General features: G+C 72.1%; 26 protein-coding genes and 2 pseudogenes. 12 read left to right on the top strand and 16 right to left on the bottom strand.

Annotated elements, in window-relative coordinates; all coding sequences use genetic code 11:
* Window positions 1–89: 89 nt before the first annotated feature.
* Window positions 90–452: a hypothetical protein gene (locus tag ACZ5D2_RS29150; RefSeq protein ID WP_331738748.1), complete on the bottom strand. Its 363-nt coding sequence runs from the start codon at window positions 450–452 to the stop codon at window positions 90–92.
* 849 nt (window positions 453–1,301) lie between these two features.
* On the opposite strand from ACZ5D2_RS29150, the gene ACZ5D2_RS29155 reads away from it, so the two are divergent.
* A complete protein-coding gene (locus tag ACZ5D2_RS29155; protein WP_468933382.1) occupies window positions 1,302–1,691 on the top strand; it encodes a DUF6233 domain-containing protein in 390 nt (129 codons plus the stop codon).
* A 280-nt stretch (window positions 1,692–1,971) separates the two neighbouring features.
* Here the strand turns inward: ACZ5D2_RS29155 and ACZ5D2_RS29160 are convergent, their stop codons facing one another.
* Window positions 1,972–2,595 (bottom strand): hypothetical protein, encoded by a 624-nt coding sequence (locus ACZ5D2_RS29160; protein WP_468933384.1) that lies wholly within the window; start codon window positions 2,593–2,595, stop codon window positions 1,972–1,974.
* 275 nt (window positions 2,596–2,870) lie between these two features.
* Window positions 2,871–4,097, bottom strand: coding sequence for a D-alanyl-D-alanine carboxypeptidase family protein (locus ACZ5D2_RS29165; RefSeq protein ID WP_468933386.1), 1,227 nt, complete (start codon window positions 4,095–4,097; stop codon window positions 2,871–2,873).
* A gap of 249 nt (window positions 4,098–4,346) precedes the next feature.
* Here ACZ5D2_RS29165 and ACZ5D2_RS29170 point away from each other — a divergent pair, with 249 nt between their 5' ends.
* Complete coding sequence (locus ACZ5D2_RS29170) at window positions 4,347–4,589, top strand: hypothetical protein (RefSeq protein ID WP_468933388.1); 243 nt, start codon at window positions 4,347–4,349, stop codon at window positions 4,587–4,589.
* A gap of 677 nt (window positions 4,590–5,266) precedes the next feature.
* On the opposite strand, the gene ACZ5D2_RS29175 is transcribed toward ACZ5D2_RS29170, so the two are convergent.
* Complete coding sequence (locus ACZ5D2_RS29175; protein ID WP_331738734.1) at window positions 5,267–6,238, bottom strand: helix-turn-helix transcriptional regulator; 972 nt, start codon at window positions 6,236–6,238, stop codon at window positions 5,267–5,269.
* A 99-nt stretch (window positions 6,239–6,337) separates the two neighbouring features.
* On the opposite strand from ACZ5D2_RS29175, the gene ACZ5D2_RS29180 reads away from it, so the two are divergent.
* Window positions 6,338–7,000: a TIGR03086 family metal-binding protein gene (locus ACZ5D2_RS29180; protein ID WP_331738732.1), complete on the top strand. Its 663-nt coding sequence runs from the start codon at window positions 6,338–6,340 to the stop codon at window positions 6,998–7,000.
* A 79-nt stretch (window positions 7,001–7,079) separates the two neighbouring features.
* Here ACZ5D2_RS29180 and ACZ5D2_RS29185 read toward each other — a convergent pair whose 3' ends face one another.
* A complete protein-coding gene (locus ACZ5D2_RS29185) occupies window positions 7,080–7,784 on the bottom strand; it encodes a CDP-diacylglycerol diphosphatase (protein ID WP_331738730.1) in 705 nt (234 codons plus the stop codon).
* A 611-nt stretch (window positions 7,785–8,395) separates the two neighbouring features.
* Here ACZ5D2_RS29185 and ACZ5D2_RS29190 point away from each other — a divergent pair.
* The 3 genes from ACZ5D2_RS29190 (at window position 8,396) to ACZ5D2_RS29200 (ending at window position 13,025) form a co-directional block, all read left to right on the top strand.
* On the top strand, window positions 8,396–9,220 hold the full coding sequence (locus ACZ5D2_RS29190) for an SDR family oxidoreductase (RefSeq protein ID WP_331739030.1): 825 nt from the start codon (window positions 8,396–8,398) through the stop codon (window positions 9,218–9,220).
* 522 nt (window positions 9,221–9,742) lie between these two features.
* Window positions 9,743–10,987, top strand: coding sequence for a cytochrome P450 (locus ACZ5D2_RS29195; protein WP_331738728.1), 1,245 nt, complete (start codon window positions 9,743–9,745; stop codon window positions 10,985–10,987).
* A 76-nt stretch (window positions 10,988–11,063) separates the two neighbouring features.
* Entirely contained in the window at window positions 11,064–13,025 is a 1,962-nt protein-coding gene (locus ACZ5D2_RS29200) for an acyl-CoA dehydrogenase family protein (protein ID WP_331738727.1), read from the top strand.
* A 168-nt stretch (window positions 13,026–13,193) separates the two neighbouring features.
* Here ACZ5D2_RS29200 and ACZ5D2_RS29205 read toward each other — a convergent pair whose 3' ends face one another.
* On the bottom strand, window positions 13,194–13,463 hold the full coding sequence (locus ACZ5D2_RS29205) for a hypothetical protein (protein ID WP_371681515.1): 270 nt from the start codon (window positions 13,461–13,463) through the stop codon (window positions 13,194–13,196).
* 410 nt (window positions 13,464–13,873) lie between these two features.
* On the opposite strand from ACZ5D2_RS29205, the gene ACZ5D2_RS29210 reads away from it, so the two are divergent.
* Window positions 13,874–14,098, top strand: a complete 225-nt coding sequence (locus tag ACZ5D2_RS29210; protein ID WP_331738723.1) for a transposase — start codon at window positions 13,874–13,876, stop codon at window positions 14,096–14,098.
* Between the two features lie 48 nt (window positions 14,099–14,146).
* Here the strand turns inward: ACZ5D2_RS29210 and ACZ5D2_RS29215 are convergent, their stop codons facing one another.
* Window positions 14,147–15,040, bottom strand: coding sequence for an NADP-dependent oxidoreductase (locus ACZ5D2_RS29215; protein WP_331738721.1), 894 nt, complete (start codon window positions 15,038–15,040; stop codon window positions 14,147–14,149).
* 70 nt (window positions 15,041–15,110) lie between these two features.
* Here ACZ5D2_RS29215 and ACZ5D2_RS29220 point away from each other — a divergent pair, with 70 nt between their 5' ends.
* Together ACZ5D2_RS29220 and ACZ5D2_RS29225 are read left to right on the top strand one after the other, a co-directional pair.
* Window positions 15,111–15,686, top strand: coding sequence for a TetR/AcrR family transcriptional regulator (locus tag ACZ5D2_RS29220; RefSeq protein WP_331738719.1), 576 nt, complete (start codon window positions 15,111–15,113; stop codon window positions 15,684–15,686).
* A gap of 150 nt (window positions 15,687–15,836) precedes the next feature.
* On the top strand, window positions 15,837–16,280 hold the full coding sequence (locus tag ACZ5D2_RS29225; protein ID WP_331738716.1) for a hypothetical protein: 444 nt from the start codon (window positions 15,837–15,839) through the stop codon (window positions 16,278–16,280).
* Between the two features lie 177 nt (window positions 16,281–16,457).
* Here the strand turns inward: ACZ5D2_RS29225 and ACZ5D2_RS29230 are convergent.
* The 6 genes and pseudogenes from ACZ5D2_RS29230 to ACZ5D2_RS29255 all read right to left on the bottom strand — a co-directional run.
* Window positions 16,458–17,495 (bottom strand): annotated as a pseudogene (locus ACZ5D2_RS29230) (IS110 family RNA-guided transposase); the annotation flags it as partial.
* A gap of 571 nt (window positions 17,496–18,066) precedes the next feature.
* On the bottom strand, window positions 18,067–18,237 hold the full coding sequence (locus tag ACZ5D2_RS29235; protein WP_371681514.1) for a hypothetical protein: 171 nt from the start codon (window positions 18,235–18,237) through the stop codon (window positions 18,067–18,069).
* 178 nt (window positions 18,238–18,415) lie between these two features.
* A complete protein-coding gene (locus ACZ5D2_RS29240) occupies window positions 18,416–18,913 on the bottom strand; it encodes an allene oxide cyclase barrel-like domain-containing protein (protein ID WP_371681513.1) in 498 nt (165 codons plus the stop codon).
* Between the two features lie 147 nt (window positions 18,914–19,060).
* Window positions 19,061–19,379, bottom strand: a pseudogene (locus ACZ5D2_RS29245) (ATP-binding cassette domain-containing protein); the annotation flags it as partial.
* 316 nt (window positions 19,380–19,695) lie between these two features.
* Complete coding sequence (locus ACZ5D2_RS29250) at window positions 19,696–21,339, bottom strand: DUF6297 family protein (protein WP_468933399.1); 1,644 nt, start codon at window positions 21,337–21,339, stop codon at window positions 19,696–19,698.
* Window positions 21,330–22,049, bottom strand: a complete 720-nt coding sequence (locus tag ACZ5D2_RS29255; protein ID WP_331738706.1) for an ABC transporter ATP-binding protein — start codon at window positions 22,047–22,049, stop codon at window positions 21,330–21,332. Before ACZ5D2_RS29255 ends, ACZ5D2_RS29250 begins: the two co-directional genes overlap by 10 nt.
* A gap of 92 nt (window positions 22,050–22,141) precedes the next feature.
* Between ACZ5D2_RS29255 and ACZ5D2_RS29260 the strand changes: the two genes are divergently transcribed.
* Window positions 22,142–22,423, top strand: a complete 282-nt coding sequence (locus ACZ5D2_RS29260; protein ID WP_331738704.1) for an SRPBCC family protein — start codon at window positions 22,142–22,144, stop codon at window positions 22,421–22,423.
* Between the two features lie 219 nt (window positions 22,424–22,642).
* On the top strand, window positions 22,643–23,167 hold the full coding sequence (locus ACZ5D2_RS29265; protein ID WP_331738702.1) for a VOC family protein: 525 nt from the start codon (window positions 22,643–22,645) through the stop codon (window positions 23,165–23,167).
* Window positions 23,168–23,509: 342 nt separating this feature from the next.
* Here ACZ5D2_RS29265 and ACZ5D2_RS29270 read toward each other — a convergent pair whose 3' ends face one another.
* Together ACZ5D2_RS29270 and ACZ5D2_RS29275 are read right to left on the bottom strand one after the other, a co-directional pair.
* On the bottom strand, window positions 23,510–24,280 hold the full coding sequence (locus ACZ5D2_RS29270) for a class I SAM-dependent methyltransferase (RefSeq protein ID WP_331738701.1): 771 nt from the start codon (window positions 24,278–24,280) through the stop codon (window positions 23,510–23,512).
* Between the two features lie 182 nt (window positions 24,281–24,462).
* Window positions 24,463–25,275: a TetR/AcrR family transcriptional regulator gene (locus ACZ5D2_RS29275; protein WP_468933403.1), complete on the bottom strand. Its 813-nt coding sequence runs from the start codon at window positions 25,273–25,275 to the stop codon at window positions 24,463–24,465.
* Window positions 25,276–25,360: 85 nt separating this feature from the next.
* Here ACZ5D2_RS29275 and ACZ5D2_RS29280 point away from each other — a divergent pair, with 85 nt between their 5' ends.
* Complete coding sequence (locus ACZ5D2_RS29280; RefSeq protein WP_468933406.1) at window positions 25,361–25,750, top strand: VOC family protein; 390 nt, start codon at window positions 25,361–25,363, stop codon at window positions 25,748–25,750.
* A gap of 655 nt (window positions 25,751–26,405) precedes the next feature.
* Here the strand turns inward: ACZ5D2_RS29280 and ACZ5D2_RS29285 are convergent.
* Window positions 26,406–26,870 carry a lamin tail domain-containing protein gene (locus tag ACZ5D2_RS29285; protein WP_331738695.1) on the bottom strand — a complete coding sequence of 155 codons (465 nt, stop codon included), beginning with the start codon at window positions 26,868–26,870 and terminating at the stop codon, window positions 26,406–26,408.
* Window positions 26,871–26,888 lie beyond the last annotated feature (18 nt).

The following is a 26,888-nucleotide window of genomic DNA, read 5'->3' on the forward strand; positions in this document are numbered from 1 at the left end:
CAATGCCCGGCACTGAGCCTTCTGCGACACCCGTTAGTCCCGGGCGGCCGCACCCGCATCCACTCGCACCGAGTGGCTTGTGGGGTTGGTCAGAGGGTGGGGCAGAGGTTCTTCTGTACGGCGCCGAGGATGAGGGAGCTCTTGGCGGGGCCGAAGCCGCCCGGGTGGTGCGGGCTGATGAATCGCTCCTCTACCTGAGTGACGCGCCTGTTGGGGTTCGTCTCGGTCTTCATCGCGGTGCACTGGTCGAGGCCGCGGCTGATGGCCTTGTCGTCCTTGCCATTGACGATCTCGGGGTCGATGGCGTTGAGGGCGGCGAGGTAGGTGGCTTGCTGGCCGGGCGCGGGTGAGACCTGGACGTCAGTGGCGGCTTTGGGGCTGCTGGAGCTGCACCCGGTGAGAGTGAGCAGGGTGGCCGCGGCGAAGACGGTGGCGAGGTGGAGTGTGCGCATAGCGCCATGGTGGCCAGCGGTCGCCGTCCACGTCTGCTGTGTGACCGTCCTGTGACGCGCGAAAGCCCGGCGGGTGGGCGGGACTTGTGTCCGTGCACGCCGGACATGCCCCCAGGACGGGGCACGCCGACCGGTTTTGCGACGAGATGCACTAGCGGGGGTAGGGGCTGCGCTTCATGGCCGCGGCGATGGTCGCCCCGAACCACAGGTGTGACTGCCCGGATGTGTCGTCCGCCGGCGCGGCAGCAGGCCGACCTGTACCCGAGACCGAAGGGTGCTGAGAGGTAGGCCCGTTGCGGCCACGATGTCCCGCAGCGAGTAGAGGCCCTCAGGCATCCAGTCGACGGCGATTCCCCGATGCACACGGCGTGTGAGCCAGGCATCGACGGCAGTCGGGTCGTACAGCCAAGCCTGGCCGCGCCGCCCGATGGCGGCGCGGCCAGTCAGTCTCCTGACGGTGGATCTGGCGCGCCCGGAACGGGCGGCGATCTCGGTGATGGTCTCTCCGACGGTGGGGGCGTCGTCGTTCATACGCTCCTCGTCTGTGGTGCGGCCGTGCAGGAGAAGAGCCCTGCCGCACGGGGGGGGCGACGGCAGGGCTCGGGCGGCCAGCGCAGTAGCGGGGAGGCGCTGGTACCCCTCCAGGACGGCTTACGTTACGCCTGGGATGGCTGATACGACACCCCGTCTGGGTGGCTGGATTTCACTTGGTCGGCGCGGGCTGCGGCGGGTTCTGTGGGGCCTGCTCGGTTGCGCGCTGGGCGGCGAGGGTCTCGTTGTTGCGGCGGATCAGCTCGGCCTCGGAGATGGTGGTCTGGACGCGTTCCCTGCGGCCAGGAGGCGATGTGCTTGGAACTGCGTTTCGATGGCGCCCGGCGCGCGCCATGCGTCGGCGTCTGCCAGAGCGATCATCGCCTTGCGGACGGCCTGGCCCAGAGTTGCCATGGTCGCTTCGGTGATGATGCGGGTACCGACCGGGGCGACGGCGTTGCGCTCCGCGATGTTGGACCTTGGCTGACCGAGTACAAGATCGGTGCCAGACGGCCGGCTGCGCGGGTGCACGTCGGCAGCTGCTGGGATACCCGAACCCGCTGCAAGGCCGCCACCGCCGATCTTGCCCGGTGCGCCCTTTCCGAGGGCGTGGAAGCCTGCCCGGCCTGCCGTCCCGACACCGCCATGGGGGTGCTGGAACGACCGGCCGCCCTCGCTGTGGAGGAACTAGCCCAGGTCAGGGCATGACGGGGACCGCCACGCCGAGCGCGACGGCCGCACGGCGCACCCGGTGCGCGCGGCGACAAGCTCCGCCCGTACCCCCACCCCCGGCCGGTCCCCGGCGGCCGCCAACGCCCTGACGGCCGCGGCGTGGAGCTCCGCCCGCGCGAGCGGCCCGCCCCCGGGAAGAACCGTTAGCTCGGCGGCATCCGCCACCGCGAAACTTCGCTGGGCGCAGTTCGCCAGTTGTGCCGCTCAGTTCGGGGTGCGCGACGCATGCGGGCCAGGCGCCTCTCGCGGGTGACCGCTAGGGCAGACCCACCAGTCCCCAACCGCGGCGCGCAGCCTCGGTGGTCACGTCGCCCCATTCACGCAGAAGCGCGGTGAAGTCCTCGAAGGTGTCCGGGCGGCCTGCCCAGCCCTCGCACTCGGCGGCGAACGGGTCGCGTAGCTCCTCAAGGCGGGACGCCACCTGCGTCCAGGCGCGGGCCTTGCCCGGCAGGGCCTCAGGCGGGCACACCAGAAGGACACGCGGGTGCCATCGGTCGGTGGGCGCCGGGAAGAACCCTCCGCCGCCGGTCAGCGCAGGATCGTCTTCCGGGTTCGCATCCCAGATCAGATCGATGAGAAAGGTGTCCATCGCATCGCGCACGCACACGTCGACGAGAGGCCGCATGTCAGCCCACGCATCCCCCGCGCGGGCATGCGGGCGGAAGGCACCAGTGGTGGTGAAGAAGTCGTACTCGGCGCACCATGCGGACTCCCGGTCCGGTAGCCACACCCAGCCGCCGCTCCGCCCGCCGGCGTCGTTCGCGCTGTCAAGCTCCGGCGGCCAGGGGGCGGCATCCGCCAGTGCCTCAATCCGCTTCTCGACGGGTATCGCGCTCAAACACTTCCAGTCCGCCATGAACAGCATGAGATCCAAACCCATGGCGGCAGCATAACCAGGCCCGACGTGGGAACCACGGATCGGCCGACACTCCCGCCACGCATCAGCGGCGTACCTGTGACTGGTTCCCAATCGTTCTTGTCAAGCGGTCGAGGTGGCGGCAGCGTCGGGCCGTGCAGGCTGGTGGCGGCGTAACCGGGGTGGACCGCGTGCGCCGGCAGGCGGGATCCGGCCTGCGTCAGCCGTCTCTGGAGCTCGTGGGTGAAGAGCAGCATCCCCGCCTCAGGCGGGCCGGGTGGGGCGTCTGCCTGGGAGCTTCAGGGCGTCGGCCCGGGGCCGGCGGTCTGCGACGGCGGAGCGGGGCGCGGCCGTCGGCGCCGGAGGTGGTACCAGGCCGCCGCGGCTGCGCCGGTGCCGGCGAGGAGGCCGGCCGGCCAGGCGTTGGCGGTCCCGGTGCCGGCGGCGGACGCCGGGGGCGGCGGGGCGGCGGGCGGGGCGGCCGTTCCGGCTCGTTGGGGCCGGGGCGGCGGTAGGAGCGAGCCGACCGGCTCCACCCGGCCGGCGGCGGCGAAGCCCCAGTCCAGCAGGGCCCGCGTCTCCTCGTACACCGCGAAGGCGCCGCCCCGCTGGGGGTTCATGACGGTGACGAGGAGGGTGCGGCCGTCCCGTCGTGCGGCCGTGACCAGGGTGTATCCGGCTTCGGAGGTGTAGCCGTTCTTGACGCCGACGATGCCCGGGTAGACGCCGACGCCGTCCTCGCCGGTCAGCAGCCGGTTGGTGTTCTCGATGCCGTACGTCCAGGCCGGCCGCCCCTCGGCGTCCGTATCCCCGGGGAACTGCGCGTCGGTGAGGGCCGCGTAGCGGGCGAAGTCTGGGTCGGCGAGCCCGGCCCGGCCGAAGACGGCGAGGTCGTAGGCGGAGGACACCTGGCCTTCGGCGTCGTAGCCGTCCGGGGAGACGACGTGGGTGTCGGTCGCGCCCAAGGCGCGGGCTCGGGCTTGCATCTGGGCGGCCGTCTGCGTCCAGCCGCCGTTCATGGAGGCCAGGACGTGGACGGCGTCGTTGCCGGAGCTGAGGAAGACGCCCCGCCACAGGTCGGGGATCCGGTACGTCAGGCCGGCGTCGAGCCCGACGAGGCTGCTGCCCTCGCCCACGTCGGCGAGTTCGGCGTCGGTGACGGTGTGGGTGCCGCCGCGCGGCAGGTGGGGCAGGGCCGTGAGCGCGAAGAGGGTCTTCATGGTGCTGGCGGGCGGCAGTCCCAGATGGGCGTCGTGGGCGGCGAGCACCTCCCCGCTTCCGGAGTCGGCCACCAGCCAGGACAGTGCGGACAGGTCGTCGGGCAGGGCAGGGGCGCCCGGGTGGGGCCGGACCTGGACCCCGGGGCGGTGTAGCAGGGCGGGGTCCGGCGGGGCCTCGGCGCGCGGCGGAGCGGGCTCGGCCCGCGCCGCGGCGCCGGTGAGCGGGGGCATGAGGACGACGCTCGCGCCGGCTGCCAGGGCGGTCGCCCGGGCGAGGAGCCTGCGTGCTGACGGACTGAGGGCCATCCGGCCACGGTAGGGAGGCTCAAGGGGGTTCGCAGCCCGGCATGGGCCGAGCGGAGCAGCGCCCCGGGCCGGGTGGGGCACCGTCAGCGATCGTGCCGGTGTTCCCCGTGCGGCCGTCTCGCGGTCCTGCCGCGTTGTGCGTACGCCCTCGCGGCGGCGCCGTCCGGGGCCTGACCGGCGTGGTGTGGACCGCCGGTGAGGGGGGCGGCCGCGTCGACCTGACGAGCGCCGGCCCGGAGGTCGAGCCACGTGCTGGGCCTCCGGCACTCCGCCGACGAGGACGAGGACGAGGACGACAGCCGGCCCGTGGTGGACGGCCTCAGGATCGCCCGGCGCATCTCCGCGGCCGAACCGCCGGCCGGCAGCGCGGCTGGAACGCGGGGTGCGCTGAACGGCGAGGTACGCACGGGCGCGGCGGTCACCTCCGACGAGGGGCCCGCGCGTACGCCCGGCCGACCGGCGGACACAGCTCTTCCTCGCCGCGCCGTGTGACCGCTGTGCGTGGGCAGGCGTGCGTCCCGGCCCACGGACCCCTACGCCCACGGACCTCGGACACGCGCTCACGCGCAGCGCTCACCCCGGGCATCAGCCGATCAGAGGAGCCGGGGTGTCCGGGCCTCCTACGGTGGTCGGGACGTGCGTGCCCGTGGACGTCCGCAGCAGGCGTCCCGGTACGGGTCCGCCCGTACCGCCGCCGCGGCGGCGGTCCCTGGTGCAAGGGCCGATCGACGAAGGGCGGGCGCGGGGCGCTCCGGTGGACGCCCAGGTCGCGCAGCCGGTGTGGCCGGCGCCCTCCGCCCCGACGTGCTGCTCATCGCCTGCACGGACCCGCGTCTGCACGCGGCGTCCATCGTGGGCTCCCTCCCCGGCGAGGTCTTCGAACTCCGCATCCCGGGTGGTTTCGTCCCCGACGGGAGGGACCCCTCGGACATGACCGCCTGCCTGTCCACGGCTGCTGCCACGACCCGGCGAGCGGCGTGGTCACCGTCCTGTGAGGCGGTGAAACGTCAAAGGGCCCCGGCCTCCGTGAGGAGGCCGGGGCCCTGATCGAGCGCTGGGCAGGCCTTGCACCTGCATTCCCCCACGGGAAGTGGGGTGTCTTTCCTTGGACCACCAACGCGAGCCCCGCGACCGGGAGTCCCGGCTGCGAGCACAAGATCGAATATACCCTACGGGCCGGGTGGAGCGGGCGGTTCCTCCCCCGGGTACGTGTCCGTGAGTTCGGCGCCGATCCGGGCCAGCCACTGCCGTACCTCGGGCGGCTCCAGCACCTCGACCCCCGCCCCCAGTCCGGCCAGGTGGCCCGCCAGGGCCTTGGCGGCCGGGCCGGACACCCAGACCTCGGTCCAGCCGTCGGGCAGCGGACCACCGACGCGCACACGGCCGCCGAGGAACCGTTGCAGCAGGGGCAGCGTGTCGGGGCGGACGCGGGCCCGGGCGGTCACCGCGTACATGCCGTCCTGGAAGGCCCCGGACAACGCCCGCCACGCCGTGCCGAGGTCGAAGTCGGGCGGCCGGACCACCGGTTCACCGGTCGGCTCGACGGAGGTGACCCGGCTGAGCCGAAAGGTGCGCAGGCCGCTCTCCGTACCGGCGACCAGGTAGTCCACCCCCGCCTTGGCCACGAGCCCGAGCGGGTCGACGGTACGCTCGCCGGCGGGTTTGCCGAGGCCCGCGTACCCGAGGCGGACTCGGATCCCGTCCACGACGGCGGCCTGGAGCGCGGAACGGTGGACGGCATCGGCGGTGACGGCGTTGCGGGACCAGTCCGTGGCGTCGACGACCCCCGCGCGGGTCGCGGCCTCGGCCTGCGGCCTCAGGGTCGGCGGCAGGGCCCGGACCAGCTTGCGCAGGGCGGTGCGCAGTTCGGGGGTGGCCGACAGGGGGCCGGTGATCAGGAAGAGCGCCCGGATCTCCTCGGCCGTCAGCCCGGTGAGGTCGGTACGGGCGCCGCCGACGAGGGACCAGCCGCCGCCGCGGCCGCGTTGCGAGTAGACGGGGATGCCGGACGTGGCCAGGGCCTCCAGGTCGCGGCGCGCGGTGCGCTGGGACACCTCCAGTTCGGCGGCCACTTCGGGGACGGTGACGCGGCCGCGCTCCTGGAGGAAGAGCAGGGTCGCCACCAGCCGGTCGGCTCTCATGCGTTCTTTCCTCCTGCGTGGGCGGGCTCGTCGTCGCCTTCGCATTTTTCCACGGAAAAGTGGCCGGAGGATGGCCACTTTTGCTTCCAGGATGGACGTATGAACAACACCGAGCAGCTCATCGAGACCCCGTCCGGCTCCACCGGTACCGCCGCAGCCCCCTCCGACCCCGCTTCCGCCGCCTCCCCTTCTTCCTTCGATCCGCGGGCCGACCTCGCCGCGGCCGTCGAGCTGGCGGGCCGTACGCTGGCCGCCGTCCGGCCCGAGCAGTACGACGACCCGACCCCTTGCGAGGAGTTCGACGTGCGGCGGCTGTCCAGCCACCTCGTCGCCGTCGTCCGCCGGATCTCGGTGATCGGGCGCGGCGAGGACCCGTTCGGCGTGCCGTCCTTCGCCGACGAGATCCCCGACGGCGGATGGGCGGCGGCCTGGGAGCCGGGTGCCCGCGAGGTCGCGGAGGTGTGGGCGGATCCGGGCGTCCTGGGGCGGCAGCTGCGCCTGCCGATGGGCGTCCTGCCGGGTGCGGCCGCCGCGGCCGTCTACACCCACGAGCTCACGGTGCACACCTGGGACCTGGCCAGGGCGACCGGACAGGACCCGGAGTGGGACCAGGGCCTGATCGAGCGGGTGATCGACGTCGTACGTCGCGCACTGCCGGCCGAGACCCGTGGCGGGCGGATCCCCTTCGCCGAGGTGGTCGCCGTGGACGCCGGGGCCCCGGCCATCGACCGGCTGGTGGCCTGGGCCGGACGCCGCCCCTGAGGGGCCTCGGGGCGGCGGACGAGGTGCGGGCCGTCGTAGGCAGGCGACGGCCCGGCCGCCGGGCGCCCGCGGACCGGCGTCAGTACACGAGGAGGCGGTCGCAGGTGATGGTGCCGCTGGGGAGCGAGGCGTCGCTGTTGAGGACGTAGAAGGCGCCGTCGAAGGCGGTCGGGGTCATCCTCGGCACGACGATCAGCGTCTGGCCCGCCATCTGGAGTCCGAACGGTCGCACCACGTTCGTGTTCAGCAGGGCGAACAGGTTCGGCGTCAACGCGGGGAGCCGCAGGATCCGGTAGGTGCGGTCCCCTCCCGTTCCCGTCACCGGCGCCTGGTACTGGGTGTCCCCCCATTGCGACGGGTGCGTCGCGACCCGTCCCGCAGCGTCCAGGGCCTGCAGCCGCAGCTGCGTGCTGTCCCGGACCCCGGCCATGTGGATGTGCAGCTGGTTGAGCTGCCGGGCGGACTGCGAGTTGATCCCCAGCCCGATGTAGCGGTACTGCACGGGAACGTCACCGCCCCCGCGGGCGTTCTCCCAGGCCTCGTGCCAGTAGTTCGCGACGTTGGGGTTCAGCAGGAACGGGCACTCGATGCCCGTGATCCGGCAGGCCGGCACGGTCAGGTAGTTGTGCGTCGACGCGGGCCGGCCGTGCAGTACCACGTAATTGGGGGCGGTCTTGAGGCAGTCCGCCTTGTGCCCGCTGGGCGGGACGATCCCCTGCGTGCAGTACTGCACGTCCTGCCACAGCGGGTCGGTGTCCGCGGGACTGCCGCAGAGGGGCTGCATCTGGGCCGGCGGGCACGGGCTCGGGCCGCCGGGAGGGGGCGGTTCCGTCGGGCAGGGACAGCCCGGTGTACCGCCGGAGCCGGGCGGCGGACACGCCGCAGCGGACGCGCTGCCGGCCGCCCCGGCCAGCAGGGCGCCCGCACCCAGGGCACCGGAAAGCGCCACGAACTGACGCCGGGGCATGCCGTTCGGCGTGCCGGTCGCATTCATGCAAGGACTCCGATGGTCGACGAACGCTGCTTCGGCCGACCAACCTAGGCGCCGCAACGCCCGCCTCCCGGGAGGGGGCGGGGGGAGCGCCCAGGATTGCGCCGGAAGGCCGAACGGCACCGGCCTCCGGTACCCGTGCGGTCGCCGAGAAGCCCCGCCGGTCCTGCGCCGCTGAACCCCCGCCCCGCGCGGATCCCGTACGCGCCCACCGGATCCGCGTGCCGGCCGAGCCGCCACCGAGCAGGCGCCGCCGGGGGGTTGCGCCGACGGGGCCGGGCCCCGTACGACGGGCTCGCCCCGGTGCCGGAGTTGCCTTCGAGTCGACTCGATGGTGTTGGCTGGTGGGGAAACACCGCGACGTGCTGACCATACGGATGACGAGTTTCCTCGAGGAGCACACCATGACGCAGAAGATCTGGTTCATCACCGGTGCCTCGCGCGGCTTCGGCAGGGAGTGGGCCATCGCCGCCCTCGAACGCGGCGATTCGGTGGCCGCGACCGCGCGCGACCTCTCCACGCTGGGCGACCTCCGCGACAAGTACGGGGAGCGACTGCTGCCCCTGCGCCTCGACGTGACCGACCGTGACGCGGACTTCGCCGCCGTGCGGCAGGCGCACGAGCGGTTCGGGCGCCTCGACGTGGTGGTCAACAACGCCGGTTACGGCCACTTCGGCATGATCGAGGAACTCACCGAGGCCGAGGCGCGCGCGCAACTGGAGACCAACCTGTTCGGTGCCCTGTGGGTCACGCAGGCGGCGCTGCCGTTCCTGCGCGAGCAGGGCAGCGGCCACATCCTCCAGGTCTCCTCCATCGGGGGCATCAGCGCCTTCCCGCTGGTCGGGATCTACCACGCGTCGAAGTGGGCACTCGAAGGCATGAGCCAGGCGCTGGCCCAGGAGGTGGCACCGTTCGGCATCAAGGTCACGCTGATCGAGCCCGGCGGGTTCGCCACCGACTGGGCGGGTTCCTCGTCCAGCACGTCCGAGCCGCTGCCCGCGTACGCCGACCTCCACCAGGAGGTGCAGGAGCAGCGCCGCAAGCGCGTCGGTACGCCGGGCGATCCGACCGCGTCCGCCGCGGCCGTGCTGAAGATCGTCGATGCCGACGAGCCGCCGCTGCGCTGCTTCTTCGGTTCGGCCCCGCTCGGCATCGCCAAGGCCGACTACGAGCAGCGTCTCGCGGTGTGGGAGAAGTGGCAGCCCGTGGCCGACCTGGCGCAGGGCTGAGCCGAGGGCGCTGTGCCGGGGGCGCGAGGCCCGGAGCACGAAGCGGGCGGCCGAGGGCGGAAGCCCGTGCAACGATCTCCGGGGGCGGAGGCCGGTGGCGATGGTCTCCGCCCGGTCGGGATCACTTCCGGACCGGCTGCCCGGGGAGCAACAGGGGCTGGTTCGGCTCGGGCCGGCTCACGGCTCCTCGGAGAGCAGGGGATCCCGAATCGAACGGGACCCGGCCGGCGCCCGGCGCGCGGAATTCACACCGGTCTCCCATTTCCACAAGCCCTTTCGGCGCCATTCCGAGCGGGCGTGAAATGCGACTCCCGTTTCCCGCGTGCCTGCCGACTCCGCAGGTCACCGAGGGGATGGTGAGGTCTCCGGGACAGTGGTGTCCAGCGCGGCACCGGGGAACTCGGCGTGGGTGTCGAGACCCTGGCCACCGCAGGCAGTGTGGTGTTTCCTTGCAGAAAGAGGCCGGGGGCCACCGCGCCGACGGTGTCGGCGCGACGGAAGCCAAGCTGACGGGGGAATTCCATGACCGCCGCTCACGACGTCCCCGATATCCCCGACGTCCCCGACATCCTGTCCCAGGAGTTCGCCGACGACCCGTACCCCACCTACCGGGCCCTGCGCGAGAGCGCGCCCCTCGTCTGGCACGAGCCGACGCAGAGCTACCTCATCTCGCGCTACGAGGACGTCGCGCGGGCCTTCAAGGACAAGGATTCGCTCTTCACCACGGACAACTACGCCTGGCAGGCCGAGCCCGTCCACGGCAAGACCCTCCTCCAGATGAGCGGCCGCGAGCACGCCACCCGGCGCGCACTGGTGGCCCCGGCCTTCCGCGGCAACGACCTGCGGGAGAAGGTCGTTCCGCTCATCGAGCGCAACGCCCGGGAGCTGATCGACGTCTTCCGCGACGCCGGCTCGGTGGACCTGGTGAGCGGCTTCGCCTCCCACTTCCCCATCACCGTCATCGCCGACATGTTCGGACTGGACCGCTCCGGCCAGGAACGCATCAGCGGCTGGTACCGGGCCTTCGTGGCGTTCACCGGCAACCTGGCCGGGGATCCCGAGTGCGCGGCGGCCGGGGCGCGGGCCCAGGCCGAGTTCGCCGCGTACATGCTGCCGGTCATCAGGGACCGGCGCGATGACCTCGGTGACGACCTGCTCTCGGCGCTCTGCACCGCCGAGGTCGACGGGGTGCGCATGAGCGACGGGGACATCAAGGCGTTCTGCAGCCTGCTGCTGACCGCGGGCGCCGAGACCACGGACAAGGCCATCGCAGGACTCTTCTCGAACCTGCTCGCCGATCCGCGGCAGCTCGCGGCCGTCCGGCAGGACCGGACGCTGATCGACCGGGCCTTCGCGGAGACGCTGCGCCACAGCCCGCCCGTACACATGATCATGCGTCAGGCCGCCGTCGACGTCGCGCTCAGCGGTGGCACCGTCCCGGCCGGTGCCACCGTCACCTGCCTGATCGGTGCGGCCAACCGCGACCCCGGGCGCTACAAGGATCCGGACCGCTTCGACGTCTTCCGGGACGACCTGACGGCGACCACGGCCTTCTCCGCGGCTGCGGACCATCTGGCGTTCGCGCTCGGACGGCACTTCTGCGTCGGCGCCCTGCTGGCCAGGGCCGAGGTCGAGATCGCCACGAACCAGCTCCTGGACGCCATGCCGGACCTGCGGCCGGCCTCCGGCTACGACCCGGCCGAACAGGGCGTCTTCACCCGCGGCCCGAGGTCCCTCCTCGTGGACTTCACCCCGCCCACGGCCTGAGCGGCGGCGTTGCCCCCTCCCGGGGCCGCCGCTCGTCCCCCTGGTTGAGCGCCCTTCGGCGGGGTAGCGGATCGGCATGGCACTCGAGAACTCTTCCGCACCCGCGACCGCTTACGTACAGCCCGAGATCGATGTCCCCTCGCTGACGGCCGTCCTCGACGGGGAGTACGCCGGGATCCGCGACCTGGTCCGCGGCAACCTGACGACGTACTCCTCCATCCTCGACGAGGCCGACGAACTCGGCATCGACGCGTATCGCGAGCGGGTGCGGGAGATCGTCGTCAAGATGGCCGCGACCGGCCAGACCGGCATGGGCTTCCCCGCCGAGTACGGCGGGGGCGGGGACGTCGGGGCATCGATCGCCGCGTTCGAGACCCTGGCCTTCGGCGATCTCTCCGTCCTGGTGAAGGTGGGCGTCCAATTCGGCCTCTTCGGCGGCGCGATCCTGCACCTGGGGACCCGGCGCCACCACGAGGCCCATCTCCGGGACCTGATCACCGGCGAGCTCATGGGCTGCTTCGCGATGACCGAGACCGGCCACGGCTCCAACGTCCAGTCGCTCGGCACGGTCGCGACGTACGACGGCGCGACCGGGGAGTTCGTCATCACCACCCCCGACGACGACGCCCGCAAGGACTACATCGGCAACGCGGCCCGCCACGCCGAACTGGCGCTCGTCTTCGCCCAGCTGGAGGTGGACGGCAGGTCCCGGGGCGTGCACGCCTTCGTCGTACCGCTGCGGACCGGTGGCAGGACGGCGCCCGGCGTCCGGATCGAGGACGACGGCCGCAAGATGGGGCTCAACGGCGTGGACAACGGCCGCATCTGGTTCGACGGCGTACGGGTACCGCGCGAGGCGCTGCTCAACAGGTTCGCCGACGTCACGCCGGAGGGCGGCTACGAGAGCGCGATCGACGATCCCAACCGGCGCTTCTTCACCATGCTCGGCACCCTGGTGCAGGGCCGGGTCAGTGTCGCCGGTGCCGGGACCGGCGTCGCCAAGGTGGCGCTGACGGTCGCCACGAAGTACGCGGCGCGGCGCCGGCAGTTCGGGGTGGGGCAGGGCTCCGAGGAGCAGGTTCTCCTCGACTACGGGCTGCACCAGCGCCGCTTGCTGCCGCTGATCGCCCGGACCTACGCCCTGCACGCGGCGCAGGACGTCGTGCGCACCCAGCTGCACGAGGTCTTCTCCGGCATCGAGGACGACGCGCGGGCGCGACGCCGGCTGGAGGCACGGGCGGCGGGCATGAAGGCACTCAGCACCTGGCACGCCACCCGCGTCGTCCAGGAGTGCCGCGAGGCGTGCGGCGGCGCCGGCTATCTCGCCGTCAACCGGTTCGCCGCACTGAAGGGCGACAGCGACGTCTTCACCACCTTCGAAGGCGACAACCACGTCCTGCTGCAGCTCGTGGCCAAGGGGCTGCTCACCGATCACGCGAGCGAGTTCGAGGGGCTCGACCAGCTCGGCATGGTCCGCTACGTCACCGGCCTGGCCGTCGAAACGGTCATCGAGCGGACCTCGGCGCACAAACTGCTCGAACGGGTACGCGATCTGCTGCCCGGCGGCGACGACTGGGACCGAGAAGCCGGCCTGCTCGACCCGGAGTACCAGTTGGCCATGTTCCGCTTCCGTGAGGAGCACCTGCTCGCCGGGCTGGCCCGGCGGATCAAGCGCGGGATCGACCAGGAGCGCGCGGCGGGCGCCGTGTTCTCGCAGGTCCAGGACCACGTCATCGCACTCGCCCGCGCGCATGTCGAGCGGCTGGTCGCGGAGGCCTTCGTGGACCAGGTGCGCGCCCTGCCCGAGGGGGGCGGGAAAGCCGCCCTGGGCCTGCTGTGCGACCTGTTCGCCCTGTCGGCGATCGAGGCTGACCGGGCTTGGTTCATGGAGCACGGGCGGCTGACCGTCCAGCGTTCCAAGGCGATCAGCCGCGAGGTGAACGACCTCTGCCGCAAGGTGCGTCCGCTCGCCGTCGACCTCGTCGACGCCTGGGGCGTTCCGTCCGCCGTACTCCGGGCGCCGGACCTCGTGGGCTGACCGGCCCCCACTCTGGCTCCGGACCTGCCCGGGTTCCGGGCGGCCGAGCGGCCCGGCCACCACCGAGACCAGCTGGTCTTCACGCTCTCCCCGCTCGTGGTCGCCCGGCTGCTGCGGGCAGGCCTGCGGCCTCGGCCACCACGGGCGGGGCCGTACGGGCGACGGCCGCTACGTCGACTCGATCCTGCCCTGCGGCCGATCTCGGCCCGTCGCTCGGCGCGCCGGGACCAGGCCCGCCACACCGGACGGGCCGCGCAGCCACGCGCGCCACCGCTCGCGGTTCCCTCCGAACAGGCGCTCCCGGAGCGGGCTCCGGCGCAGTGAGCGCCGCAGGACCCGCAGCATCACCACGGGCCGCGGGAAGTCGAGCCGCACCACGGCGTCGGCCCGCTCCCACATGAGGTCCCGGACCACCTCCGGCCCCTGCCCGTCCAGCAACCACCGCTCCCCCGCCGCGGTGCGGGCCGTGTCCTCGGCGAACGTGGCGCTCGCCTTCCACCGTCGACCGGATGCCGGCCGCCCAGCGGCACGCCGCCGGCCAGTTCGGCCTGCGCGCCACCGGCCGCCGCTGCGTTTCCAGGACCTGTCTGATGAATGCTCACGGGGTGACCCACGTCCGAGCGCCCAGGGGTAGAGTGGCGCCGCTTCAACTGCTTCGTGGCCACCGGCTTCGCGTAACGCCGAAGCGCCTGTTGGTCGAGAGAGCTCCTCGCCCGCCGACTACAGCAGCTTCCTGATTCCCGAGTACGATCTGCCGCAGTTTCGACCAGACCGGACCACGCCACCTGAACCGGCCACCATCTATACGACTCTTCCACGCGGTTGAGGCGTGTCAGACAATTGATCTTGTGGCGGGGCGAGGTGAGTTGACGGACGCGGCGTGGGCGCGAATAGAGCGACTGTTGCCGCGGGTGGACGGGCGTGGCCGTCCGTTGCGTGATCATCGCCAGGTGGTGACCGGCGCGCTGTGGCGGCTGCGGACCGGGGCTCCGCGTCGGACTCCTCCCACTGGCTCCGCGAGCCAGCAGATGATCATTTGCCAGACAGGCCCCAGGGATGCAGGACTCCCATAGACCCGCACGAGGTTGTTCACCGCGTGGACCTGGCGGGTGGGTCGCGGCTCAGATGACCAAGACCCGGCGTCCCCGGGTGTGGCCGGCGCGGCTGTCGGTGTGCGCAGCCGCCGCCTCGGTGAGCGAGTACGACTTCTCGACAGGGATGTGGAGCCTGCCCCGGCTGATGAGGTCGACGGCCTCGGCGAGCGCGTCCGGTACGCTCCCGACCACGCCCGAGAACCGGACGCCCAGCCGTGGCGCATCGAGGTCGGCGATGGAAACGACCCTGCGCGGATCTCCGGTCAACTCGACGAGTTCGCGGATCACGCCCGAGCCGGCCAGGTCGAGGGCCGCGTCGACACGGCCCAGTTGCCGCACCCGTTCGACCCAGCCCTCGTCGTACGTCGTGGCGAGGGCGCCCATGCCGCGCAGGTAGTCCTGGTTCGCAGCCCCGGCCGTGCCGATCACCCTGATGCCGCGCGCGCGGGCGATCTGCAGCACGGCCGACCCGACACCGCCGGACGCGCCGCTGACCAGCAGGCTCTGCCCGGGTCGCACGCCGACCTCGCGGATGATGCGCAGGGCGGTCTCCACCACCGACGGGTACCCGGCAGCCTCCGCGAAAGCCAGCCCCTCGGGCATCCGGGCCCAGGCCGACAGCACGGCGAACTCGGCGTACGTGTCGGAGCCTTCACCGAACACGCGGTCACCGACCTCGACACCCTCCACGCCCTCGCCGACCTGATCCACCACCCCGGCGGCGTCCAGCCCGACCCCGGCGGGCAGTTCGACCGGATGGGCTCCAAGTACCTGTCCCTCCCGAATCCTCCAGTCGACGGGGTTGACACCCGCCGCCCGCACGGCGATGCGTATCCGGCCGGGGTCCGCCTGGGGCTCCTCGGCTTCCACCAGTTGCAGGACCTCGGGACCGCCGAACTCGGCGAAGCTGATTTTCCTCATGCGGCCGACACTAATCCTAACCGTTAGGGTTTCACAACGGTTAGGTATTCATACCTGGTAGTGTCAGGGCATGATCGAGCCGTCCGGACGCCGCGAACGCAAGAAGGCCGCGACCCGCCAGAAGATCGCTGACACCGCGCTGCGCCTCTTCCTGGAGCGCGGGTACGACGCCGTGGGCATCCGTGACGTGGCGGCCGAGGCAGACGTGGCCGTCACCACCGTCTTCGCCCACTTCGTCTCGAAAGAAGCCCTGGTGTTCGAACGTGACCAGGACTTCGAGCAGCGCCTCACGCGGGCGGTGACCGACCGGGCTCCGCACGAGCCGCTCATCCCGGCGCTGCACCGCGAGGTCCAGGCCCTGGTACGCCACTGCACGGCGGAGGGCACTGCCCCCGTCCGCCGCATGATCGAGGGTTCACCCGCCCTGCGGGAGTACGAGGAGTCGATGAGCCTGCGTCACGCGCAGGCGCTGGCAGAGGCGATGGCCGCCGATCCCCGCCTGTCCCGGAGCACAACGGCCTGCCGGGCGACCGCTCGGTTCGCCATCGACGCCTACGCGCTGGCCTGTTGGGCGGACGATCCCGGGGCCACGGTGGACGAGGTCTTCCGGATGATCGAGGCGGCCTGGGAAGCCACTGCGCCCTGAGCCGGGGACGGCGGCCGCGGAGACCACGGGCCCCGCTGTCCGGACCGACGGCTCAGCGCCTGGAGGTCATCTGTCGCCGACCGGCGCGCCGATGATGCTCCTATTGATCGTCAAGTCTTGTCTGCGGGATGAGCGCCGTATCGTGGCCGGGTGCGTTATCTGGCGGAGTCGTTCATTCTCGGGGCCTTGCGGCGTGGCCGTTCGGTCGAGCAGTTCCTTGGGCCGTGCGGCTCGGCGGAGCGCCCGGGGGTGCGTTATGTCGAGGTCCGTGCGATGAAGACTTGCTACGAGGTTTTCCTCCACGCGGTCGAGGACGTCGGCGGTGAGAGCTTTTTCGATCTGGGTGAGTTCCCGCCGTTCGACCCCGATGACGAGGCCGGCGAGTTCGGCCGGCTCCTGGGCATGGCTGAGGATCCGCTGGCTGCGCTGGCGGTTGCCGAGCAACGCGCTGGAGCCGAGCGGGGCCGGTGGGTCAACGAGGGCATCGTCCAGGACGAGTACGGCGACTTCGTGCGCGCCGGCCGGCCGTCGGGTGTTTCCCCCGACGGCCGGCCGTGGCCCGATGTGCCGGACGTCGTATGGCCTCGCGCGTGATCAAGCGGCGGTGAGCCAGTTGCGGTAGGTGTGGGCGAGGTCGTCGTCTCGGCGGATGCCGCGTTCGAGGGTGGAGGTGGCGGTGGGCCACACCCCGAAGTGCCGGGCTGCGGCGGTGAGGGTGATGTTCTTGGACTGCCGCAGCGGTCGCAGGTCGGCGATGTCGGGGACGGTGACCGTGGCGGTCAGGCAGCGGAACATCTCCCGGGCAATGGCCCGTTTCAGCAGCCGGATGATCTCCCTTTTCGTCCGGCCGGCGGCGGTCTGGCGCGCGACGTATTCGCGGGTGCGGGAGTCGCTGGACATGCGGACCAGGGCGATGCGGTAGAGGGCGGCGTTGGCTGCCCGGTCCCCGCCTCGTGAGAGACGGTGCCGGTTGGTCCTGCCGCTGGAGGCGGGGACCGGTGCGGCTCCGCAGAGCGCGGCGAACGAAGCCTCGGTCCGCATGCGTTCCGGGTTGCCTCCGGCGGTGATCAGCAGCTGGGCGGCGGTGTCGGGGCCGACTCAGTGGGCGGCCCGCAGGCCGGGATTGTGGACGGTGGCCTCGCCGTCCAAGGCTTTGGTCAGGGCCGTGTGCTCGGCGGTCAGCTCTTTGACGCGCCGGGCGAGGCTCTTCAGTGCGGTGAGGACCGCGACGTGGACCGCGTCCCCGGCCGGCCGCAGCCGGGCCAGTGCGTCGGTGCGGTCGGCTCCTTTGAGCTGTCCGTACTTGGCACGGATGCTCTCGGGCGCGGTGAAGAGGATGTGGGTGATCTGGTTCAGGGCGGCGGTGCGGGCCTTGACCGCGGAGCGGGCGGCGTTGTGCAGGGCGCGTATGCCGGCGACGGTGTCGTCCTTGGGTGCGCCGGTGGCCCGTCCGGACAGGGCCGCGCGGGCCGCGGCGTAGGCGTCGATGGGGTCGGACTTGCCGATGCGGCGGCGTTCGGCCCGGTCGGGCCGGTTCACCTCGATGACCCGGTGCCCGTGCGAGCGGGCGGCACGGGTTAATCCGGCGCCGTAGGAGGCGGTGCCCTCCACACCGATGGCGATCACGTGGCCGTGGGCGGTCACGAAGGCCAGGGCTGCGGCGTATCCGGCGGCGGTGGTGGCGAACTCGGCGTCTGCGAGGTGGCCGCCGTTGTCACCGATGACCGCGACGTGGATGGTGTCGGCGTGGGAGTCGACCCCGCCGAAAACGTCCTGGTCCGCGGTCTTCTCTGCGACCTGCGATGTCATGCTGATGGTGCCTTCCCTACCGGAGGTGGGCGCCGGCCGGGTGGCGCAGACAGGACATTGAGGGGGCTTCTGGCCAAGCTCCTATCAGGTCATGTTCCGCCCGGCCGGAGCCATGAGAACAGGTTCCGGCGGCCGGGCAGAACAGCGGGAAGACAGCCCAGCAGGGCGTCAGTCAGTGGCTGGGCCACGACCGCCGGAACCTGAGTACCAGCATCAATGTCAGTGGCTTGCCGGCAGGTGCCGGGACCTTTCAGACACGGCTGCCGAAGGTCGGGCGCCCCTGACACCAAGGAGCCCTCGTGCGCAACCCTGTCGTGGTCATCGGCGCGGGACTCGGCGGACTCACGTCGGCCCGTCTGGCCCGTCTCCCGCACGTCCACGAAATCCCGGTCGGAGCCGGCCGGGGCCCTGTCCGGGCCGGAGTCGGAGGCCGGCGGGTCCGGGCTGCGGGCGCGGGAGCTGGCCGGACGGCTGGGCCTGGAGTCGGTGCCGGCGAAGGTCGCGGGGGTGCGGTCGAAGGTGAAGCGGCTGGTGGAGCGGGGCTGGCCGGCCGAGGAGCGTCCCGGAGCGTTCACGCCGAGGCGGGCTGCCGGGTGACGTTTCGGCTCCGGTGGCGGGCGAGGCGGCGTCCCATGAGCATGGTCATCGACCACAGGACGGCGGCTTCGCTGCTTTCGGGCCGGGTCCCGTAGTCCCGGGCAAAGCGCCGCGAGCGCATCAGCCGGCTCAGTGTCCTCTCCACCACCCACCTGCGTGCAAGCACCACGAACCCGCTCATGTCGTCGGTGCGTTTGACGATCTGAAGGGTGAGCCGCCCTGGACGTCCCCTTGACCCACATTTCCTTTCGTACGACCGTCTCCAATGGTGCAGCGCGAGCGGAGAAGGCCGGATTCCGAGGTCAGGTGGACGTCGGGGTCCGTCAGACGAGGTGGATCGTGAAGCGCCTCACGACCTTGGGGTTCGTGGCGATCGTGTCGGAGTGGACCGAGCCGCGGGCCTTCTTGTACTCCCCGGTGCCGCCGGTGATCGCGTTGTCGAAGGGGCCCTGGTCGAGGTAGTTGAAGTACATTCCCTGCACGGTGAGCTGGCCGCCCGGGAGGGTGTAGGTCACGACGCACTGCTCTGCTTCATCGGCGCCGCCCCGGGTGGTGGTGCAGGTGCCGTGGGTCTCGCCGACCTTGTTGTGCGCCTCGTCGAAGAGGTCCGAGCGGATCACGACCTGATCGCCCTGCGAGACGCTGCCAGGGGTGACGGGGAAGCGGGTCAGTTGCTGCACCTCGGCCAGGAGTGTGATGGTCCGGGCCTTGTCCCCGGCCTGGGCGGAACCGGTGTCCGTCGCGGCGGCCGCGACGGGGGTGCAGGCGAGGAGGGTGACCAGCGTGGCCGTGCCGAGGCAGGCCGCTCTGATGGGGCGCATCATGCGACTCCTGAGGTTGATGTTCGGGAATGACCGGATGATGAACTTCCATCCGATTCCGTTCGATTCCCTTCATAGCCTCGACTCCGCCGCCGCACGGAGCACACCTGCACGAACCACCGGCACATCCAGCCGGTCGGACCAATTTCAGGCGGCAGAGCTCGGCACGAAGCCGAACGGAAGTTCCAGGCGATGCTGGGCCTTGAGCTCCTCGTCGGCGACGATCCCGCCCGTCGGCCCGTCGGCGGGCGATGGCGCCCTCGCTGAGGACGACAGAGCGCGGACAGAGCTCCAGGGCGTACGGCTGGTCGTGGGTGACCATCAGGACAGTGCCGTCCAGGGAGCGCAGGATGTTGACGAGCTCGCGGCGCGAGGCCGGGTCCGGGTTGGAGGACGACTCGTCGGGGACGAGGATCTCCGGCTCCATGGCGAGGACCGTGGCGACGGCGACCCGGCGGCGCCGCCCGGATCGACCACCAAGCGAACCTCTCGGTACGACGACGGCTGCCAACGCGTCCAGCGGGGCGGCAGAGCCGCCCGGTTCCGCCGGCAGCCGACCGGCACACGAGACGGCCGGAAGCAGGTACCGGCGCGCTGGGGCGGCAGACCACTACCGGCAACGCCCTGACCACCCGGCCCGGCAAACGTTCCCGGTCGATCCCGTCCGCCTGTCAGGTCTGGTCCGGCAGTCGGCGTCTGCGTTCCGCCGAGGTCTCCCCGGCACTCTGACCGCGTATGCCGTGAGGTGGTCCGGGAGCGGTGACGCACCGGTTCGGGGCCGTTCAGGACAGGTCGCGCGCCTGGCGGCTGACGCGGTGGGCCGACCAGGCGAGTACCGCGGCGGAGCGGGCGGCGAGCCACAGGATCGCGGAGCCGTCCGAGGCGCCGGGCGCGGCGGACACCGTGTGCCACAGCCACGGGGCGATCACGAAGCCGGCCGCCAGGGCCGGGGCGAGCCGCCACAGGACGAAGGGCACCGCGGCGTACCAGTCGAGGGACAGGGCCAGCAGGTCGTAGCGGGGCGCGCCCCGATAGGCGCCGACCAGTGTGCTGCCCACGAGCGACGGTCCCGCCAGGAGCAGGGCCGTCGCGTAGGCGGCGAGGTCATCGGTGGGCATGCCCGGGAGTTGGGCGACCGACCAGGTCGCCGCGGCCGCCGCCCACAGCAGGAGCACGGGTACCGCCAGGTGTCCGACCGCGAGCACGCCGGGCGGGAAGGGAAGCAGGAGGGCGCGCCGTGGCCGGTCGGTGTCCTGGTAGGCGGGCTCGGCGAGGGCGACCGCCGCCAGGTAGAGGGGCACGACCAGGATCAGGCCCATCGCCGTGGACCGGAGCGGCCCGACCGGGCCGTGGGGGCTTTCGGTGAGCCACCGGGCGAGCAGGTGGGTCGCGGTGGCGCCGGTGCCCAGGGCCGCGAGGGACGCGATCAGCCGCCCGGGGTGGCGCAGGAGGACGACGGCGTCCCGCCACACGATCACCGCCCACCGCGACCGCGGCATGCGCAGGCGGCCCCGTCGCCGTCCGGCGGACTGCAGGACGAGCGTCAGCGCGCGCAGGTCCAGCAGGGTCGCGCCCTGGGCTGCCTGGCGGCTGGTGCGGCTGCGCAGGAGCAACTCGGCCGTCGGGATGGCCGCGGCCGCTCCGAAGGCCGCCCGCAGCGCGACGGCCGCGCAGAGCAGGAGGGCTCCGAGCGCCACCGACCAGGCGAGCACGTCCCCTTGGGCCGCGCCGGCCGTCGCCCAGGCCGCCCAGCCCCCGGGCCCGCAGAGGGCGGCCAGGGGGGTGGCGGCGGGAACGGCAGGACCGACGAAGAGGATCGCGCAGCCGACGGCGGCCGAACAGGTGCCGAGGGCGCGGGCCCGCCCGGCCAGGGCCGGCCGTACCTCGATCAGCGTCCCCACGGCCACCGCGAGCCAGGCAAGGGCCAGATGCGCGCCGAGGGCCACGGGCAGTGCGGTGAACCGCGGGCGGCCTTCGAGCAGCAGCGCGAGGGCGGCCGTCAGGGTGCCGGTGAGCAGACCCACGACGGTGGCGACGACCACGGCGCGGGCCAGGCGGGGGCGCAGCAGCCGTCCCCGGTCGCCGGGCAGCGGCAGCAGCCAGGTGATCTCGGCCGTGCCCAGCAGTACCGGGCCCAGCCGTACGCACGTGGCCAGTTGGCCCGCCCACAGCAGCAGACCCGAGGCGACCAGGACGGCGCGGGTGGCGGCGCCTCCGGGGGTGTCGAGGGCGTGGCCGATGGCGGGGGCGGTCCGTACCAGACCGGCGAGCACCACGACGGCCGAGACGGCGACGCACGCCCACGACCACACGTCGTCGAAACGCGGGCGTCCCGAACCGCGTGCCCGCCGGGCACGCGCCACCTGTGCCATGGCGTCGGCGGTGGCCTTCTCCTCGTCCCTCGCGAGGCCGGTGGTCACCGCCATGGCGAAGCCACCGCCGCACCGGTCACTTCGGCGGGCGTGCCGAGGGCCGCGACGCGTCCCCGGTCCAGGAGCAGGACCCGGTCGGCGGCCTCCTCCACGGTCGCCCGGTCGTGCGACGCCAGCAGGACCGCCGTGCCGGCCGCTTTCGCCGCCCGCAGTGCGGTGGCGAGTCGGCGCCGGGCACCGGTGTCCAGTCTCTGTTCGGGCTCGTCCACGACGATCAGACGGGCCGGACGCACCAGGACCGCGGCGAGCAGAAGCATCTGGCGCTGTCCCGCTGACAACGCGTCGGGGAACGCGTCGGTCCGGTGGTCCAGTCCGAGTTCCGCCAGCACCCGCTCCGTGGCGGACCCGGCGTCCTCGCCCATGCCGTGCGCGGTGGCGACCATGCGGATGTGCTCACCGACCGTCAGGTCGGGAAAGCACTCGGCCCCGTCGAGCAGCAGCGCGACGTCGCGCCGGAAGGCGGCGTCCGCCTCGCGCGGTGGCCGGTCGGCGAAGAACACCTCCCCTTCGTCGGCTTGTTGCCGGCCGACGCAGACCCGCAGCAGCGTCGACTTGCCGGAGCCGTTGGCGCCGGCGAGGGCCAGGCAGTGGCCCGCTCGCAGGTCCAGGTCCACGCCGTCGAGCACGGCCTCGTCACCGTAGGCGATGTGGATGCCGGTGGCCCGCAGCACGGTCGCCGGGACGGTGTCCGCCTCTTCACTCATGTCCGGTCGCCTTCGCTCACGTTCGCCCGCACGGCCGCTTCCGGCTGCGCGGCACGGAGCCGGGCGGCCGCCTCCGCCAAAATATATTCATCGTGCACGAATATACCCAGGCGGTTCAGGGTCATGTGGGTGTGGGAGACGATCAGGCCGGCGGACCGCAACAGCTGGTGTTCATCGGAGTGAACAAGACCGTGACCGCGACTGACGACATGCGTTTCGAGTCGCAGTCGGCGCTGGCCACCCGCTTGAGCTACACCGCTTCGCTGCGGTTCAAGGGCCTTGCCGGATTCGCCGAGCCCTTCCTGCGCGCGGAGTTCGAGGCGCTCGCGGACAAGGTCGCGCAGCGACTGCCATCAGCTGCGGTGGGCCGGTGAGGCATGCCACTTGCCGGTAGGGCGGGCTGCGCCGGCAGCGGGAACCGCCGGAGTACTGGCCGGGGCCGGGGCGAGCGGTCTATCGCGGATCCGTCCTGTTCAAGCCGTCTGGCGGTGACGACGGGGCGCTGATTCGCGCCTCATCTAGGACCGGATCTGTCCCAGATGATCGCTAATGTCGTCACATCAAGGAGAGACACCAACGAGGGGACGACGTCGATGAGTCACACTGCACCCGAGGGCTACACGAGCGTCGCGCCGTGGGTGGTCACCGATGACACCGGCGCACTGCTCGACTTCATCACCGTCGCGTTCGGCGGCGAGGAGATCGCACGGGTAGCGGTACAGGACGGCACCATCGGCCACGGCGAGATCCGAGTCGGCGACACGGTGGTCCTGGCCTTCGACCGGCGGCCCGACTGGCCGCCGATGCCCTCGCTGTTGCGGGTCTACGTCCCGGACGCAGATGCCGCCATGGCTGCCGCTGTTGCGCACGGGGCACAGGTGATCACCGAGGCTGCCGACAGCGCGTGGGGGGATCGCGGCGGCAGGGTGCGGGACCCGTTCGACAACATCTGGTGGGTGATGAGCCACGTCGAGCACGTCGCACCGGACCTTGCCTGGCAGCGGATGTCCGAGCCCAAGTACGCCGAGGCGATGCGTACGGCCCAGGAGACTCTGGACGCCGCGCTCAGCGGCCGGGAGACCGGGGTGGCCAGCCCCCCGAAGCGCCCGACACACTGAGATCGGCTTCCGGCCCGGCCGCAGGGGGCGGGAGCCGAGGGCCGCCAGGCCGGCCGTCTTCCCAGCCGTCTCCCCCGCGCCGGCCCGAGGTCCCCCGCCGAGCGGTGCGACCCAGGCCGCCGGGCGGCGCCGGGCGTTGCCGTACGGGTTTCAGGAGATGACGCACCACCAGGCGCTCTCCACCACCAACGACGGGCCGCCCCAGGACGCGCCCGCCCCTGCGGAGTCGGACGACACCGGCACCACCTCGGAATCGGAATAGGGGGCGACGGGGCCTGACGCCGCGGTATCGACGTCACCCCGGCAGGGTGTGTTCCCGGTTCCACCACGGGACCACACCCCTCATCCGGACACGGGCGGACCCTGGGCGGGGCGTAGGGCCACCGCCACCGAGGTCGCGTACGGCTCGTCCAGCTCGCCGTCGGGGAAGTGCCCCGCGAGGTGCTTCTGCTCAGCCGCGAGGAAGGCCGAGGCCCTGCGCCCGCCGAGCAGGATGAAGGCTGAATGGGTGGCCAGCTTCGCTAGGTGGACATCGACGGAGACCCGGCGCGACCAGTGCAGTGTGCGGGTCTTCCAGCAGAGCCCGGCCGGTGTTTCCACGTTGGAGACGTAGAAGCCGGGCCCCAGCCACTGCTCGATCCTGGCCGCCTGCTCCGCCACCCAAGGCACGGACAGGTCCGGGTCGTTCCACCACAGCGCGAGAGCGCCCCCGGGGCGCAGGACCCGCAGGGCGGACGGGACGGCGCGTACGGGGTCGGTCCAGTGCCAGGACTGGGCGTACGAGACGAGGTCGAGCGAGCCGTCGGCCAGCGGCAGCCGGTTGCCGTCCCCGCGCACCAGCGGGATCCCCGGCAGCTCGCGACGGAACTGCGCCGCCATCCCGGCGCCCGGCTCGACGCCCACCACCCGGGCCCCGCGCTCGCGCAGTTCCCGGGCGGCGATCCCCGTCCCGGTGCCCACATCGGCCACCCGGGCCCCGGCAAGACGCCGCCCGCTGAACTCCTCCACGGTCTCGAAGACGGCCGCAGGGTACTGCGGCCGGTACGCGGCGTACGCGTCGGCGGCCCGGTCAAAGGCCAGAGCGCGTTCGTGGGCGGGGATGTCGTACGTCATGGCCCGACTATGGCGCAGGCCTCCACCGGGGAACAGGGTCCGCCTTCGGCCAAGATCGGCCATCGCGACCGACAGCACGCCGTTCTGGCCTGCGCCACGGGTACCGGGTACCGGTCAGTTCGAGGGTCACGGGCCTCCTCACCGAGTTCGCCTGCCGGTGCATCGGCGACGGGTGCTCCGGCTCACGGGGCGGTGACGTCGGGCCCGTGCGGTGAAGTCGGTGTCTTCACGTCTGCGCTTCGGCCGATCAGTGCGGCGAAGGAGTCGAGGACGCGTTGCAGGCCGAAGGAGTAGGCGTGGGCGGGGTCGTAGGCGCTGCCGTGTGCTGCGCCTGCGGCTGCGCCGACGCGGACGGCGGTGGGGTAGGCGTTCTCGTCGAGGACCCGGGCGAGGAGCGGGGCGTTCAGCTCCCACCATTGCTGGTCGTCCAGGGCGCTGTCGTGCCGTACGGCGCGGACGTCCGCGTCGGCGCGGGCGCATGCCTGCACGAAGGTGAGCAGGTGGGTCAGGCAGTCGTCCATCTCGACGTCGCTGAGGCCGAGGCCGTCGAGCCCGGACAGTTCGTGCTCGTACTTCGACATCTGCCCCGGTCCCAGCGGAGGCCTGGCGGTGGAGACGGCCGCGGCCCAGGGGTGGCGTTCGTAGAGGGCCTTGTTCTCCTCGGCGACAGCGGTGACGCGCTGGCGCCAGGGCTGTCCGGCGGTGCCGGTGCGGGGCATGCGGGCGTAGGCGGCGTCGAGCATGAGGTCGAGTAGCTCCGCCTTGCTGGGGACGTAGGTGTACAGCGTCATCGGCACCACGCCGAGTTCCTTGGCCACCCCGCGCATGGTCACCGCGTCCAGGCCTTCGGCGTCGGCGATGGCGGTGGCGGCATCGACCACCGCGTCGATGCTCAGCCCCCGTCGCGGTCCTCGGCGACGGTCGGTGGAGGGGTCACGCCACAGCAGTTGCAGGGTGCGGGCCGGGTCGCCCGAGCTGGTTCGTTCCGTTGGCACGGGGAAATCCTCTCGCGATCTAACTCTGTACGATGTACATTGTACGGCGTACAGAGAAAATGCTCACGATCCCGGAGGAGCTTTCATGAAGATCACCTCTAGCGCCGTGTCGCTCAACGTCGACGATGTCCCCGCCTCCAGCACCTTCCTCGTCGAGCACTTCGGGTTCCGCGAGGAGATGGCCGCCGACGGCTTCGCGTCCCTGACGCGCGACGACGCCGGCATGAACGTCATCTTCCTGCGGCGGGGGCTGGACAGCCTCCCGGCAGACCAGCGCGACGAGCACGCCGCTGGTCTGATCCTCGCCTTCGTCGTCGAGGACCTCGAAGGCGAGCTGACGCGCCTGCGCTCCGAAGGCGTCGAGATCACCATGCCGCTGACCGACGAGGAGTGGGGCGAGCGCGCCTTCCAGGTCCGCGACCCCAATGGCGTCATCGTCCAACTGGTCGACTGGAACGGACCCACCAGCCACTGAGGGAGCCTGCGGCCCCGACCCGTGCAGCCGGAGCCCGTTGAGGGGGGGTGCAACGTCGGGGCCGACGTGGCCACGGCGGCGCTTCGCCGCAGAGCGGGCCGAACGCAGCGGGGCACGCGAGGCTGCGTCACTCGACTCGTGGGGCGCCCACATCGGCGCGGCTGTCGTGACCGTCGCCCTGGTCCCCCTCCGCCGGTACGGCAGGGCGCCTGCTCCGGGCATCGCCAGCGGAGTCGTTCTGCCCTGGTTCGCCCGAGCCCCCGCTTGGGACCGGCACGCACTCCAGCACGCGTACGACGCCACCTTCGGATGAGGCGACGGGTTCTGCACACCAAGGCCAGGCCAGAGGGGGCAATGTGACGAGCATTGACGATCCTGTGGGGAGTCGTCCGCGGTACGCCGATCAGCTGACGGCCGACGTCGTGTGGGAGATCGGCGACTGCCTGCTTCCTCGACTGGAGCGAGCGGCAGATGCTCACCCCCGTCACCGGCAGACAGACAGTGGGGACCCGGACACCGCTGGAGCCCGAAGTACAGCAGTGCGGGCCGCCACCTGGTGAGGGTGGCGGCCCGCGGCTGTGGACCGGTCAGCGGTTCTCCATGGTCAGGCCTGCCGAGCGGATTGCCGCAGGGCTACCCGTGCCTGAAAGCGGGGTCAGTGGCGGCGCCCCCAGGTCTCGGTGTCGACGACGCGGTTGCGGTCGTCGCGCAGGGTGGCGGTGTCGGCCTTGTTGCCCCAGATGTACTCGCGGCTGCCCTGGTAGAGGTCGGTACGAGTGTTGCGGCCGCTTCCGGTGTGGATGCGGAGGGTGGCGTGGCTGTTGATGCGGATGTTGTCGAAGCGGTAGCGGTTGCCGTCCGCGTCGCGCAGGGTCCAGCCACGGAGGTTGATGGCGTCGCGGGTGGTGTTGGTGATCTCGACCCACTCGTTGTTCAGGGAGCGGTTGGAGTGGTCGTCGCGTCCGGGGCTGTCGGCCTGGACCCGGCTGATCTCCACCCGCGGGTGCTGGCGCCGGTCGTGGTCCTGAGCGGTGGCCGGCAGCGCGGCAGCGCCGACGACGGCTCCGGCGGCCAGAACGGTCGCGGCGATACGGCGGACGGAGGAAGAAACAGACGACATGGGTGACGCTCCCTCAAG

This window comes from Streptomyces sp. NPDC031479, from assembly GCF_055581065.1.